The organism is Flavobacterium sp. AC267 (assembly GCF_979258715.1).
On sequence record NZ_OZ409875.1, the window covers coordinates 70,544 to 83,713 of the forward strand.

The window sequence follows — 13,170 nt, forward strand, 5'->3', positions numbered from 1 at the left end:
AATTCCAAATTCCAAAGCTTAGAACAGAAATTCCAAATTTTTAAATTCCAAATTCCAAAGCTTACAAAAGAAAATTCCAATTTTTTAAATTCCAAATTCCAAAGCTTAGAACAGAAATTCCAATTTTTTTAAATTCCAAATTCCAAAGCTTAGAACAGAAATTCCAAATTTTAAATTTCAAATTCCAAAGCTTTGAAGGGAAATTGCAAAATTTAAATTTCAAATTCGAAAGGTATACTTTATCTTTACTAGAATGTTATCCATTTTCAAATTGGAATTTGGAATTTAAAAAATTGGAATTTAAAATGAGCAATCTAGACGATATATTAAAATCACGCCGCGACACCCGACATTTTACAACCGATGAAGTACCAGACAAAGTAATTCAGAAAGCTCTTCAGGCAGGACATTGGGCGCCATCTGTTGGATTGACAGATGCGACGAGATATTATATCATTAAATCGGATGAAGTAAAAAACTCGATTAAAAAGCTTTTTTTAGATTACAATAAAAAAGCTGAAGAACTCACCGACAATCCAGAACAGAAAGAATTGTACCGATCATTAAAGTTAGAAGCAATCGAAGAAGCTCCAATCGGACTTATTATTGCGTATGATCGTTCTGTGCTGAATCAGTTTACTATTGGAACTATAGGCAGTAACGAAGCGGTGAAATTTAGTTCGGTTTGTCTTCGCGCAAAATATTTGGCTTTCCCTGACGGAACAAGGTTACGGAATGGGATGGGTTTCGATTTTAAATTATTATCAGTTTAAAAAAATCCTTGATCTACCCGAAGATATAGAACCACTTGGTTACTTCTGCATCGGAAAACCCGCAACCAATTACAACAATCAGCCCATGTTGCAGCAGTGCATTGGAAACAGAAATCGGAAGCGCCAATTTGTACTGAAATTACAGAAATTCATAAAATAAACATTCCGTATTCTAAATATAAATCAGAAGATGAAATTGAAACTGAATCTTATTTCACTACTCTTCTTCAAGAAAAAATAGATTCAAAAACAAAACCCCTAGGTTCTTTAGGAACTTTAGAAACTCTAGCTTTTCAAATGGCGAATGTTTTTGAGACTTTAAATCCAAAAATTATAAATCCGAACATTGTTGTTTTTGCAAGCAGATCACGGAATTGCGAATCATGGTGTGAGTGATTATCCGCAAGATGTCACACGTCAAATGGTAACTAATTTTCTAGAAAATGGTGCGGCAATAAATGTTTTCTGTAATCAAAATGATATTGAATTATCCATTGTAGATGCTGGCGTTAATTATGATTTCCCAACAAATACAAAATTGATTGATGCTAAGATCGCTAAAGGAACTCAGTCTTTTTTACACGTTCCTGCGATGAGTGAATCTGAAGTTAAATTGTGTTTTGAGAAAGGAAAATCCATCGTAGAAAATATCGCAAAAACAGGTTCAAATTGTATTGGCTTTGGCGAAATGGGAATTGGAAATACTTCAACAGCTTCTGTTTTAATGAGCCTTTTAACTGATTTTCCTATAGAAGAATGTGTTGGAAAAGGAACTGGCGTTGCAAATGAAAAATTAATTCATAAACAAAATTTACTCCAAAAAGCAATCGCAAATTATTCCGGTCAAGCCGATTTAATTTCGCGACTCGCCTATTTTGGCGGTTTTGAGATTATTCAAATGGCTGGTGGCATGCTCGCCGCTTTCGATAATAAAATGCCGCTTTTGGTTGATGGTTTTATTTGCACGACAGCTTTTTTAATTTCTTCCAAAATCAATCCGAATATTAAGAAAAATGCCATTTTCTGCCATTGTTCTGCAGAAAAAGCACATCAAAAATTATTAGATTATTTAGATGCAAAACCCATTTTAAATCTTGATTTACGATTAGGCGAAGGAACCGGTCGCGCAATTGCTTTTCCTATTTTAAAATCGGCTGAGGCATTTTTAAATGAAATGGCTAGTTTTGAAAGCGCTGGAATAAGTAGGAAATAGTTTTCATTTTTAAACAACAGTTTATAACTTTGAAGAGTTATTTAAAATTGATTTAAAAATTCATACATGCCTTTTACTAAAGTTTATATTCATTGCGTTTTGAGTACTAAGAATAGATTTCCATTTTTAAATTCAATTGAGCTTCGTAAAGAAGTTTGGCATCACATCCAAGAAAATGCATTAAAAAAGAAATATATTTAGATTTTATTAGTGGATATTCAGATCATTGTCATTGTCTAATTTCACTAGATAATGATCAAACAATTCAAAAAATAATACAATTATTAAAAGGTGAATCTTCGTATTGGATCAATAAAAATAAATTGACTAAAGAAAGATTTGAATGGCAGGATGAATATATTGCTGTTTCAGTTTCAGAATCAATGGTGGATAAAGTTCGAGATTATATTAAAAATCAAGAAGAACATCATAAAAAGAAAACATTTCAAGAAGAATATGAGGAGTTTATGATCAAATTTGGGTTTAAGTATTTATAAAAAAAGGTTTGGCTAAAGCCCTCGTTAGAATCAATAAGTAAACCAACATCTAAAGATGTTGGCTATTCATAAAACATTGTCAATACTTTTTATTTTTATAAATTGCCCCCAAATTTATCTGAAGGGTAATATCATAAAATGATTTAGATTTTTTGAATTGCCTCCAGATTTATCTGGAGGTTGTAAATTTGAAACCCAAAAAAGGCTTTAGCCAAATAATCACAACCTAAATGAAAAAAGAACTACATATTTTCTTTACCTGCTTAATGTTCTACACCAGAATTCCATGTCCAAAAAACATAACGCATGATCCAGATTATTTAAATAAAGCCACAAGATATTTTCCTTTTATAGGATGGATTGTTGGGAGCATCTCTTTTATAGCTTATTCTCTATTTGCTCAATTTCTTTATACAGAAACGGCTGTTATTTTTTCGATCGTGATTTCTGTTTTAACAACTGGAGCCTTTCATGAAGATGGTTTTGCAGATGTCTGCGACGGTTTTGGCGGAGGCTGGACGAAAGAAAAAATCCTGATGATTATGAAAGACAGTGCAATTGGAGCTTACGGAGCAATCGGATTGGTTTTGCTTTTTTTATTAAAATTCAGATTGCTATCAGAATCTATTTTGCTATTTCAAGTTTATGATGACATGGCCGTTTTTAAAATTTTCCTTTTATTTATTTCTGCACATTCTATAAGTCGTTTAGCGACAATAAGCATCATTTTTACACATCAATATTCTCGTGAAGATGCTTCGAGCAAAAGCAAACCTATTGCAAAACAATATACTTGGAAAGAAGTTTTTGGTTCGTTCTTTTTTGGACTTATTCCCCTATTTACACTCTCCTATTTTGATCATAAAGTAATATTGGCTGTAATTCCTGTTTTTATAATCCGTTATTTTTTAGCGCGATATTTTCAAAAATGGATCGACGGCTATACGGGAGATTGTCTTGGTGCAACGCAGCAAGTTTGTGAAGTTATCTACTATTTAAGTATTTTATTTTTATGGAAATTTATTTAGTCCGTCATACCGAAACTATCTGCGAAAAAGGAATTTGTTACGGACAATCTGATGTAGAAATTGCAGAACCTTTTGACAAAATATTTGGTCAAATTATTTCTAAATTACCTTCAGAAGCTAGTATTTTTTCGAGTCCGTTAAAACGTTGCTCCATTCTGGCAAAGCATATTCAGAAAAACACAAATGCCGTTTCTTATCAGGAAGACGAACGTTTAAAAGAAATGAATTTTGGAGATTGGGAATTGAAAAACTGGAACGAAATTCTGCCCGAAGAACTTAATCCTTGGATGGAAGATTTTGTAAATATCAAAGTCTCAAACGGCGAATCTTTCACAGAATTACATGAAAGAGTTGGTGATTTTTTAGCTAAAAAAATTTCAAAAATCGATTATCCAATTATTATTGTTACTCACGCTGGAATTATAAGAAGTATTTTATGTCATCAAACTTCACTTCCTTTAAAAGATGCATTCAATAATAAAGTCGATTTTGGAGAAGTTATCAGAATCGAATTATAAATATCCATTTTGTTTGACTATTAAGCCCAAAAAGTGAAACAAATTTGAATATTCAATATTTTTAACTTTATCTTTGCAAGCAAATTAAGGTTGTGTTTTTTTATAAACACATTAAAAGGGAATCAAGTAATTTCTTGAGCTGTACCCGCAACTGTAAGCTAAGTTCTAAAAGAATGTTTGTTGTAACTGCAAAACCACTGTTCGCTCTACGAATGGGAAGGTAACAACAAAACGCAAGCCAGGAGACCTGCCTTTACAACTAATATCGAGCTCTCGGGAAAAAGAGTGTAGAAATTATGACTATAAAACTAGGTTTTGCTTTTTGTTTACTGTTGTTGTGCCAAATAACTATGGCGCAGAGCGCTTCTATTAATAACCTTAAAGAAGTTGTTGTTTCTGACGCAAATCTTAAAAAATATTCTACTTCCCAATCTGTTTTAAGGCTTACTGATTCTGTTATCAATAAAAACGAAGCTTTACTAACCGACTTATTAAATTTTAATTCTACTTTATATTTCAAAGAATATGGACGAGGAATGCTTTCTACTGTTTCGTTTAGAGGGACTACATCTTCGCAGACTGCAGTAATCTGGAACGGAATCAATATCAATTCCCAAATGAACGGAAGCACGGATTTCAACACCATTTCTGGTTCCGATTATAATTCAGTTAGTGTAAAAGCCGGAGGTGGAAGTGTTATTTATGGAAGTGGCGCCATTGGAGGAACAGTACATTTAAATAACGATTTGGTCTTTTTTAATCGTTTTGAGAATAATTTAAAACTAGATTACGGAAGTTTTAATACTATTGGAATCAATTATAAAACTTCTATTTCTAACAAAAAATGGAGTACGCAGACTTGGTTTTTCTAAAAACAGCTCGACGAACGATTACAAATATTTAAATCGATACACTTGGAGAGGCGAACAGCGCTGGAACCAAAATGGGCAGTATGACATTATTACTTTGAGTGCAAATGTGGGTTATAAAATAAACGAAAACCATGTTTTAAAGCTTTACAGCCAGACTTCAAACACAGATCGAAATACTTCTCTAATTACAGAATCGGAAACGAAAAGTAAATATGTGAACGGTTTTAATAGAAATCTGTTGGAATACGATGGAAACTACGGAAAGCTGAAAACGAACTTTAAAACAGCATATATTTTTGAAAACTATCAATATTTTGCTGACAACTCAAGTAACAACTTTACTTACGGAAAAACCGAAAATTTAATTACAAAATTAGATTTAGATTATACTTTATTTAAATCTACTCACATCAACGGAATTGCAGATTACAGCAGAACAAATGGTTACGGAACTAGTTTTGGAGACCATGTTCGCGAAATTAGTTCGGCGTCTTTATTGGTAAGACAAGATATTGGCCCTAATTGGAAAAATGAACTTGGAGTAAGAAAAGAATTTACCGATAATTATAAATCGCCGCTATTATTCAACTACGGTTCTTCTTATAAATTCAATGATTTATATAATTTAAAATTGAATGTTTCCAGAAATTTCAGAATTCCAACATATAATGATTTGTATTGGGAAACGGGTGGAAATCCAGACCTCAAACCTGAAAGTTCCTATCAGGCAGAAATTGGAAATGTGTTTACGTTTAAAAATATTTCCTGGACACAGAATTTCTATTACATAAAAATAAAAGATATGCTCGCAGTGGGTTCCAGGTGCAAACGGTATTTGGACACCACAAAACCAAGACAAAGTAAACAGTTACGGAACTGAAACTTTATTGAGCTGGAAAAAGAGTTATGGCAAAAACAATTTTGCAGTAAATGCAACATACGCTTACACAGTATCACAGGATGATGAAACAAAAAATCAGCTGTTTTTTGTTCCTTTTAATAAAGCTACTGGCGCCGTTTCGTATTCTAGAAATAAAATCAGCGCTTATTATCAAGTTCTATATAACGGATTTGTTTATACAAGAGCAGATAATAATCCTGATGAAATTATAAACGATTATTTAATTTCAAATATCGGAATTGATTATGATCTTAAATTTTTAGATTCTTTTAAAATAGGTTTCCAAGTTTTAAACCTTTTAAATAAAGACTACGAAAGTTTAGAAAACAGGCCAATGCCAGGCCGTAATTTTAATATGTATATAACCTTAAAATTTTAATATATGAAGTTTAGTAAATTACTTTTAATAGCGTTAAGCATTTCGTTATTCGTTTCTTGTTCAAGCGATGATGACGATACTCCAAAAGGTGCTTATGACAATGGTTTTTTTATTTTGAATGAAGGAAGTTCAGATGTTGGAAGTGTATCATTCTCTAGTAATGATTTTAGTGTATTTACAAAAGATGCTTATAAAGCAGAAAATGGAAGTGATTTAATTGGAGGCTATTTACAGAATATCTTTTTTGACGGAGATAAAGCTTATATTATTTCTGGTGGATCTAACGTAATCAATGTAGTAAACCGATATACTTTTAAATTAATTGCAAAAATCGATTCAGGTCTTGCTACTCCAAGATACGGTGTTGTAAAAGACGGAAAAGCGTATGTTACAAACGCAAACACTTACTCGTACATTAACCCAGCAACTGGAGATACGGACGATTTTGTTGCGGTAATTAATTTGGCTACTAATAAAGTAGAATCAAAAATTGAATTAAATGCAACTGCAAACAGATTGGTTTTAGAAGATGGTAAATTGTACATCACTGAACCAAACAGCAGCAGTAAACTACTAATTGTAAATATCGCTACAAAAGCAGTTGAGTCTTTAGAAATTGGTTACAGCGCAGATTGCATCGAAGAAGAAAATGGTACTTTATTTATCCTAAGAGCTCCTTTTTCAGGTACTGGAGAATTAGTAAAAGTGAAAATGTCAGATAAGTCAATTTCTAAAATTGCATTCCCAGAAAGTTTAGCTGGAGTTAGTTTAATGGATATTGAAGACGACAAAATTTATTATACAGCAGGAAGTTCAGTTTATGCTATGGGTATTAACGCAACAGCTCCCTCTACAACAGCAATTGTTACAACACCTGCAACTTATATATACGGATTTACAGTTGAAGATAATCGTTTTTATGTAGCAGATGCAAAATTCGATAAAGACAGTAAAGCATTTATTTACAGCTTGTCTGGAAGTTTATTAAAAGAATTAGCAACTGGAGCAGGATCAAACGGTTTTTACTTCAACGATTAATTTAAAACTACTTAGAATTAGTTTTTGTTTTTTTACGAAAAAAGGCTTTCATTTCTGAAAGCCTTTTTTATTTCTTAGAATTTAATTAAAATCCTTTTGGTGTAGTTTTAAGATACATACCGTGTTTCAATCCGTTGATAATTTTCGAATCTGTTAAGTAAGGACGTTCTGGTTCTGAATCGTTGAAAATTCTTTTAGCAGTTGCTCCTGTAATTTTTGAAATTGCAAGATTTAGGTATGGTTCTGATGTTTCTCCTAAAACCCCAAAAGTACTTACCTGCTCATACTGCTGATAAGTAGGCTGTAAACCTTGTGTATAATCTCCAAAATTAGCCGAATTGGTAATTTTTAAAACCAAAGGTCGCATTGCGTATTTATGATTTGGATTAACATTCTTTTTTGTCAATGTTTCTGAATCGTAAACTGTAAACGATCCAACATTTTTTCCTGTTGTTGTTTCACCAATTTGAACTACATTAATATAAGGTTTCAATCCGTTGATGATTAATTCACTTGCAGATGCTGTACTTTCGGTTGTAATAATATAAACTGTATTTAAGTTTAAACTGCTTAATGCTTTTCCATCAATATTATTGACAAATCTTTCGTTTAGACTTTCCAAATCATCATTGGTAAAGCTTTTCATTTGCTTGGCATTAAATTCCATTTTAGAAAAAACCTGACCTTCAAATTGTCCGGTAATCATACTTGCCAATCTCGTTGAAGATGTAATAGATCCTCCTCCATTATATCTAAGGTCTAAAATTAAATCTGTCGCTCCTTGTGCTTTTAATTCACCAAATGCTTGATTAAGTCTATCATCGTATTCAGCATAAAAACCATTATACATTAAATAACCAATTTTATGACTTCCTGAAGTAATTACTTTATTAATCAAAATAGGATTTTCTTCTAAAACCGTTTTGGTTAAAGCAACCGATTTCCCATTCAAAACAAAAGTAGTTCCGTTATAATCAGCTAGATTTAAAGTATAACTATCTTGATTCAATAATAATTGCTGATAATTAGAAACCGTAAGTTTTGTTCCGTTTACGCTTGTAAACAAATCACCACGTTTAATGGCTTTTGTAGAGGCATCAGAATTTGGTATAATATAACGAACAAATCCAACAACATCATTTGAACCAGAAGAAATAAGGCTCAATCTAAAATCGACACCATTATTTTTTGTGATCCCGCTTAGTTCTTGTTCCAAAACAGTGTAGTCATCAACAATCCAGCTGAAACGGTCAATCGCATCTCCGTTAGGATATTTACTTTCTGGTTTATTCAATAAATCTTCAAACAAATCTTCTGGCTTAGAATATCCTCGTAAAAAACTATTGAAATCATTTTCGTTAGCAAAACGGTTATCAGCCAAATTAGGTACATCGGCCTGCCATAAATAAACTTCATTTAATCCTCTCCAGATAAAACTATTAATTTGTAAATCTGCCGGCGCAACAACATCATCATTATCTTCACAAGATTGCAAAGAAAAAGCAAATAGGAAAAGCGAAGAGGGCGCTCTTTAAAAGTGTTTTCATATTATTTGGGTTTCTTAGTGGTATGATGTAAAAGTAATATCTTTAGTTTTAGCTTTGTCAAAAAAGCAGTATTTTTTTTACGTAAAAAAAATTTTGTTTTTTGTTGTAACAAATCTAATTGTACCTCGTCTTGAATATATAAGCTAACGATTAACCATCAGTTTAATGAACCAAGTTGTATTTATAGAATTAATAAATCCTTTTAAAGACAAAGTTTTTCGTCTGGCAAAAAGATTGCTTACAAGTACTGAAGAAGCCGAAGATGCTACTCAGGAAGTAATGGTGAAATTATGGAACAAGAAAGAAAATCTCGAAAGTTATAATAGTGTTGAGGCTTTGGCCATGACAATGACTAAGAATTACTGTCTTGACCAATTAAAATCTAAAAGAGCGAGTAATCTGCAGATTGTTCATAATAATTTCACAGATCGCGAACCACAGTTAGACAAAAAACTGGAAGATGAAAACAGTCTGGAATGGGTTGAAAAAATTATAAATCAGTCGCCAGAACAAATGCAGTTATTAATTCAGCTTCGTGATGTTGAACAATACGAATTTGACGAAATAGCAAAAATTGTCAACATGAACGAAACTGCAATACGAGTGGCACTTTCGAGAGCAAGAAAAAAAATAAGAGAATCAATGACAAATACACACCTTTATGGAACTAAATAAAATAGAAGAAATAATTGAAAAATACTTTCAGGGAGAAACCACTATTGCCGAAGAAAATCAACTAAAAGAATATTTTTCTTCACCGAATGTTGCGCAAGCATTTGGAGCACTACAAGCCTATGTTTGGCTATTTCTCTCTAGCAAAAGAACAGAAGTCGACGTATGAGATTCCACTACAAACTAAAAAACGAAACGTAGCGTGGTTATCGATTGCGACCTCAGCTGTTATTATGCTCGGAATTGGAACCTATTATTTTGCCGGCGAACAAAACACCACTACTAATACAGTAGCCTCGCAGACAGAGTTAGGAACCTATGATAGTCCCGAAGAAGCACTTAAAGCTACACAAAAAGCTTTGGCTCTATTATCAAACAATGTTAATGTGGGTATTGAAAGTGTACAATACATTAACGAATATGAACAATCAAAAAACAAAATTTTTAAACAGTAATTAAACAATATAAAAAAATGAAAAATTTAATCATAACACTAGTTTTCGCATTCGTAACAAGTACTTTTTATGCACAATCCGCTTTTGACAAATTTGATGGTCAAGACGATGTGACATCAGTAATTGTCAACAAAAAAATGTTCGATTTAATGAGTAAAGTAAAAGTTGATGCTTCTGATAAAGAAACACAACAGTATATTGCTCTAATTAAAAAATTGGATTACCTAAAAGTGTTTACCACAAAAAATCCAAAAATCGAAGCCGATATGAAATCAACAGCTGATAAATACATAAAAACAGCTGGTTTAGAAGAATTAATGCGTGTAAATGACAGCGGTAAAAATGTTAGAATAATGGTAAAATCTGGTGCAACAGACACAAAAATCAAAGAATTACTAATGTTTGTTGACGGAGCAAAAAATGATGAAACTGTTTTATTATCTTTAACTGGTAATTTTGATCTAAACGAAATCTCAGTATTAACAGATAAAATGCGGCTTCCTGGCGGTACAGACTTAAAGAAAGCTTCTAAAGGCAAAAAATAAAATGAAAGGAAAAATTTTCACCTTAGCACTTATGGCTGTACTAACTTTAGTAAGCTGTAATTCTGAACCAACATTACAAAAGTATTTTGTTGAAAACACAGAAAACAAAGATTTTATCGCATTGGATATTTCACCCAATATTTTAAATCTTGAAAAAACGAAACTTTCTGCTGAACAGACAGAAGCTGTTAATTCTTTCGAAAAAATGAATATTCTGGCTTTTAAGGCAAATGATAAAAATCAGGCGCAGTTTGAAACAGAAAGAACGAAAGTGAATGCCATTTTAAAAAATCCGAAATACGAACAATTAATGAAATTTGGATCTGGTAAAGATGGCGCATCTGTAAGCTACGTTGGATCAGAAGACAATATTAAAGAGTTTGTAGTTTTCCTAAACCGAAAAGAAACTGGTTTTGCTGTAGTTCGTGTTCTAGGTGAAGATATGAATCCGAATAATATTATGACATTAATGTCTGTTTTACAAAAATCTAAAATAGATATGGATCAGTTAAAACCTTTAGAACAACTGATGAAAAAATAACATCTTACTTTTATATTCTAAGAAAGCTCCAGTTTTGGAGCTTTTCTTTTTTCATGAATAAAGAAGACAATACTTACTAATTTAGGTTTGATTTTATTTTGCCAATAAACGAATTTAATTACATTTACAAAATGAGTTTGGAATTACCAAAAACCAAAATCTCAAAAATAAATAAACCTAATTAATATGATACAAAAAACATCAAATGCCTTTATCGCGGCATCGTGGGTAGCTCTTGGAGCCGGAACCATCGGATTTATTGTTGGTCTTGCCAGAGCCGAAATGCTGTTAAACGAAAAAGGATATTACTTTACAGTTTTAATGTTCGGCCTTTTCGCTGTTGTTTCATTGCAGAAAAGTGTGAGAGACCGTCTTGAAAAACTTCCTGTAACCGATATGTATTACGGAATCTGCTGGTTCGGAACACTTCTATCAATCGTTCTTTTAGTTGTAGGATTGTGGAATGCAACGATTCTGCCGAGTGAAAAAGGTTTCTATGCATTTGCATTTTTGTTAGCGTTATTTGGTGCTATTTCTGTACAAAAAAATACTAGAGATAATATGAACTTTGGTCAAAGTGAATAATTTTTAAAAAGGAAAAAAATCATTCACTAGGAATGTCTGATCGGTCGAATTAAATTTCAATTTCAGCTATACGTTCCTAAGGAACGTTTGATTAATGCGGCAGAATTTGTCATTTCGTAAAACAGGTGTCCCTACAGGACACAAATACTACACAATACATTTTTTTTTCTACCGATAAGATATTCCTACGGAATATACAATTCGTTCTGAGTGACTCTGCTCCTATTAAATTAATTTATATCACTAATCTTATCAACTTTTTAGGACGAGACATATCATAAAAAAAGCTCCAATTTACATTGGAGCTTTTTTTTATCGTTTGAAATATTGCTAGCTTAGAACACAATCCCATCATATTTGCCGTTTTTAGCAATTTTATGCGGAACGAAACCATAAGTCAGCCTTAACAAAGGTCCTGAATTGTCGGTTGTATAGATGTCTTGTGTAGAATTCTTATAACAATAAAAAGCCGTCGTTCCAGGATATTGTTCACGATATAAATATCCTAAAATTACATCACTTGAATCCATTTGAGATTTACTTAATTTGTGCCCTTTTTCAACATTCCCATTTATTGACCTATATAAAGGTACAGTTCCAGATACTTGTGTAGAATATAAATATCCTAAATCTCCATCAAAAACATAGCCATCCTTGCCATTAGTTATTTCACAAGGATCTATCGTGTAAAAATAGTATCCATTCTTTTTAAATCTATATAATTTTATTGCTCCTAATTCTACAGGATACAAAATACTAATCGCAATTTTATCAAATACAGAAAACCCTTCCCATTCCCTAACCTTCGAAAACATTATAGAAGACATTTCTGAAATTGGAGTACAAGGTATTAATCGTCCCCCATCGTCATCAGTAGGATATAGTCCGAAACAGTGACCAAATTCATGAGTCATTACGCTGACTTTTTCTGATGCTGTTTTTCCATTATAATAAGTATTTATTATAATAGATTTACCAGGTTGACGATCGTAAGTAGGGTATGAAGCTGTGGCAACTACACCTGATTTCTTTCCTTGATTTAACGCCGTTACATTGATACTTGTAGGTGTTGCTACATCTACTAATGAGATATTGATACTTGAATTTATAGTATTCCAATTACTTATTGCTTCAATTATTGCGACCTTCCATTGTGATGTCACTTCTGGAGCAATATAAACTTTTATTAACTCCGAATTTTCTTTAGAGACTGGCAAACCATTAAATCTTTGATCTGTTTTATTTGTAATTTTAGTTTTTATATTATTAAAATGTCCTCTTGCTTCTTCTAATGGCATCAATACATCTCCATCAATTATAAAAGTGCTCGTTTTTAAATCATAAATAATTTTTTTGAATTCAGACCTAAATTCTCCGAAAGAAAATTAATTAATGCACTAATTTCAGGTGTTTCTTGTTCGGTTAATGCCCCTTCTTCAACTACTTTATTTTCATCTTTGTTACATTGTATTAAAAGTAGCGGGAAGCACAAAGCAATCATCATTACTATTCTTTTTGTCTTTTTCATGGCTAATAGTTAAATTATTTTAAGATTAATCACACGAAAATAAACCTAAAATAAGTTAATTCCTACTTTAATTAAATA

The 13,170-nt window shown here is 32.0% G+C and carries 13 protein-coding genes, 3 pseudogenes and 1 riboswitch; of the genes and pseudogenes, 13 read left to right on the plus strand and 3 right to left on the minus strand.

Annotation, left to right across the window (positions count from 1 at the left end):
- Positions 1 to 305: 305 nt before the first annotated feature.
- From cobT to ACZZ95_RS00430, 8 genes and pseudogenes are all read left to right on the plus strand, one after another.
- Positions 306 to 1,986 (plus strand): annotated as a pseudogene (cobT, locus tag ACZZ95_RS00395) (nicotinate-nucleotide--dimethylbenzimidazole phosphoribosyltransferase).
- Between the two features lie 66 nt (positions 1,987 to 2,052).
- Positions 2,053 to 2,483, plus strand: a pseudogene (locus ACZZ95_RS00400) (transposase).
- 230 nt (positions 2,484 to 2,713) lie between these two features.
- On the plus strand, positions 2,714 to 3,511 hold the full coding sequence (locus ACZZ95_RS00405; RefSeq protein ID WP_463467609.1) for an adenosylcobinamide-GDP ribazoletransferase: 798 nt from the start codon (positions 2,714 to 2,716) through the stop codon (positions 3,509 to 3,511).
- Positions 3,496 to 4,029 carry an alpha-ribazole phosphatase gene (gene cobC, locus ACZZ95_RS00410; protein WP_463467610.1) on the plus strand — a complete coding sequence of 178 codons (534 nt, stop codon included), beginning with the start codon at positions 3,496 to 3,498 and terminating at the stop codon, positions 4,027 to 4,029. The genes ACZZ95_RS00405 and cobC overlap by 16 nt, the downstream gene beginning before the upstream one ends.
- A gap of 70 nt (positions 4,030 to 4,099) precedes the next feature.
- Positions 4,100 to 4,298, plus strand: a riboswitch (cobalamin riboswitch).
- Positions 4,299 to 4,379: 81 nt separating this feature from the next.
- Entirely contained in the window at positions 4,380 to 4,901 is a 522-nt protein-coding gene (locus tag ACZZ95_RS00415) for a TonB-dependent receptor (protein ID WP_463467611.1), read from the plus strand.
- A complete protein-coding gene (locus ACZZ95_RS00420; RefSeq protein WP_463467612.1) occupies positions 4,837 to 5,781 on the plus strand; it encodes a TonB-dependent receptor domain-containing protein in 945 nt (314 codons plus the stop codon). Before ACZZ95_RS00415 ends, ACZZ95_RS00420 begins: the two co-directional genes overlap by 65 nt.
- Positions 5,735 to 6,181, plus strand: coding sequence for a TonB-dependent receptor domain-containing protein (locus tag ACZZ95_RS00425; RefSeq protein ID WP_463471600.1), 447 nt, complete (start codon positions 5,735 to 5,737; stop codon positions 6,179 to 6,181). Before ACZZ95_RS00420 ends, ACZZ95_RS00425 begins: the two co-directional genes overlap by 47 nt.
- 3 nt (positions 6,182 to 6,184) lie before the next feature.
- Positions 6,185 to 7,219, plus strand: coding sequence for a YncE family protein (locus ACZZ95_RS00430; protein ID WP_463467613.1), 1,035 nt, complete (start codon positions 6,185 to 6,187; stop codon positions 7,217 to 7,219).
- Positions 7,220 to 7,304: 85 nt separating this feature from the next.
- Here the strand turns inward: ACZZ95_RS00430 and ACZZ95_RS00435 are convergent, their stop codons facing one another.
- A complete protein-coding gene (locus ACZZ95_RS00435; RefSeq protein ID WP_463467614.1) occupies positions 7,305 to 8,714 on the minus strand; it encodes a S41 family peptidase in 1,410 nt (469 codons plus the stop codon).
- Between the two features lie 217 nt (positions 8,715 to 8,931).
- On the opposite strand from ACZZ95_RS00435, the gene ACZZ95_RS00440 reads away from it, so the two are divergent.
- From ACZZ95_RS00440 to yiaA, 5 genes and pseudogenes are all read left to right on the plus strand, one after another.
- Positions 8,932 to 9,441, plus strand: a complete 510-nt coding sequence (locus ACZZ95_RS00440; RefSeq protein WP_463467615.1) for an RNA polymerase sigma factor — start codon at positions 8,932 to 8,934, stop codon at positions 9,439 to 9,441.
- Positions 9,428 to 9,893, plus strand: a pseudogene (locus ACZZ95_RS00445) (hypothetical protein). The gene ACZZ95_RS00440 and the pseudogene ACZZ95_RS00445 overlap by 14 nt, the downstream one beginning before the upstream one ends.
- A gap of 17 nt (positions 9,894 to 9,910) precedes the next feature.
- Positions 9,911 to 10,438, plus strand: coding sequence for a DUF4252 domain-containing protein (locus ACZZ95_RS00450; protein WP_463467616.1), 528 nt, complete (start codon positions 9,911 to 9,913; stop codon positions 10,436 to 10,438).
- Between the two features lies 1 nt (position 10,439).
- Positions 10,440 to 10,979: a DUF4252 domain-containing protein gene (locus tag ACZZ95_RS00455; protein ID WP_095952136.1), complete on the plus strand. Its 540-nt coding sequence runs from the start codon at positions 10,440 to 10,442 to the stop codon at positions 10,977 to 10,979.
- Between the two features lie 186 nt (positions 10,980 to 11,165).
- Entirely contained in the window at positions 11,166 to 11,564 is a 399-nt protein-coding gene (gene yiaA / locus ACZZ95_RS00460; RefSeq protein ID WP_095952137.1) for an inner membrane protein YiaA, read from the plus strand.
- Positions 11,565 to 11,899: 335 nt separating this feature from the next.
- Here the strand turns inward: yiaA and ACZZ95_RS00465 are convergent, their stop codons facing one another.
- Positions 11,900 to 12,913, minus strand: coding sequence for a M57 family metalloprotease (locus tag ACZZ95_RS00465; RefSeq protein ID WP_463471601.1), 1,014 nt, complete (start codon positions 12,911 to 12,913; stop codon positions 11,900 to 11,902).
- Positions 12,898 to 13,092 (minus strand): hypothetical protein, encoded by a 195-nt coding sequence (locus ACZZ95_RS00470; RefSeq protein WP_463467617.1) that lies wholly within the window; start codon positions 13,090 to 13,092, stop codon positions 12,898 to 12,900. The genes ACZZ95_RS00465 and ACZZ95_RS00470 overlap by 16 nt, the downstream gene beginning before the upstream one ends.
- Between the last annotated feature and the right edge of the window lie 78 nt (positions 13,093 to 13,170).

Bases quoted from the DNA above. Each gene is read 5' to 3' on its own strand.
- ACZZ95_RS00415 (WP_463467611.1), top strand. From the start codon at position 4,380: ATGGCGCAGAGCGCTTCTATTAATAACCTTAAAGAAGTTGTTGTTTCT.
- ACZZ95_RS00470 (WP_463467617.1), bottom strand. From the start codon at position 13,092: ATGAAAAAGACAAAAAGAATAGTAATGATGATTGCTTTGTGCTTCCCG.
- yiaA (WP_095952137.1), top strand. From the start codon at position 11,166: ATGATACAAAAAACATCAAATGCCTTTATCGCGGCATCGTGGGTAGCT.
- ACZZ95_RS00430 (WP_463467613.1), top strand. From the start codon at position 6,185: ATGAAGTTTAGTAAATTACTTTTAATAGCGTTAAGCATTTCGTTATTC.
- ACZZ95_RS00405 (WP_463467609.1), top strand. From the start codon at position 2,714: ATGAAAAAAGAACTACATATTTTCTTTACCTGCTTAATGTTCTACACC.
- ACZZ95_RS00455 (WP_095952136.1), top strand. From the start codon at position 10,440: ATGAAAGGAAAAATTTTCACCTTAGCACTTATGGCTGTACTAACTTTA.
- cobC (WP_463467610.1), top strand. From the start codon at position 3,496: ATGGAAATTTATTTAGTCCGTCATACCGAAACTATCTGCGAAAAAGGA.
- ACZZ95_RS00440 (WP_463467615.1), top strand. From the start codon at position 8,932: ATGAACCAAGTTGTATTTATAGAATTAATAAATCCTTTTAAAGACAAA.
- ACZZ95_RS00450 (WP_463467616.1), top strand. From the start codon at position 9,911: ATGAAAAATTTAATCATAACACTAGTTTTCGCATTCGTAACAAGTACT.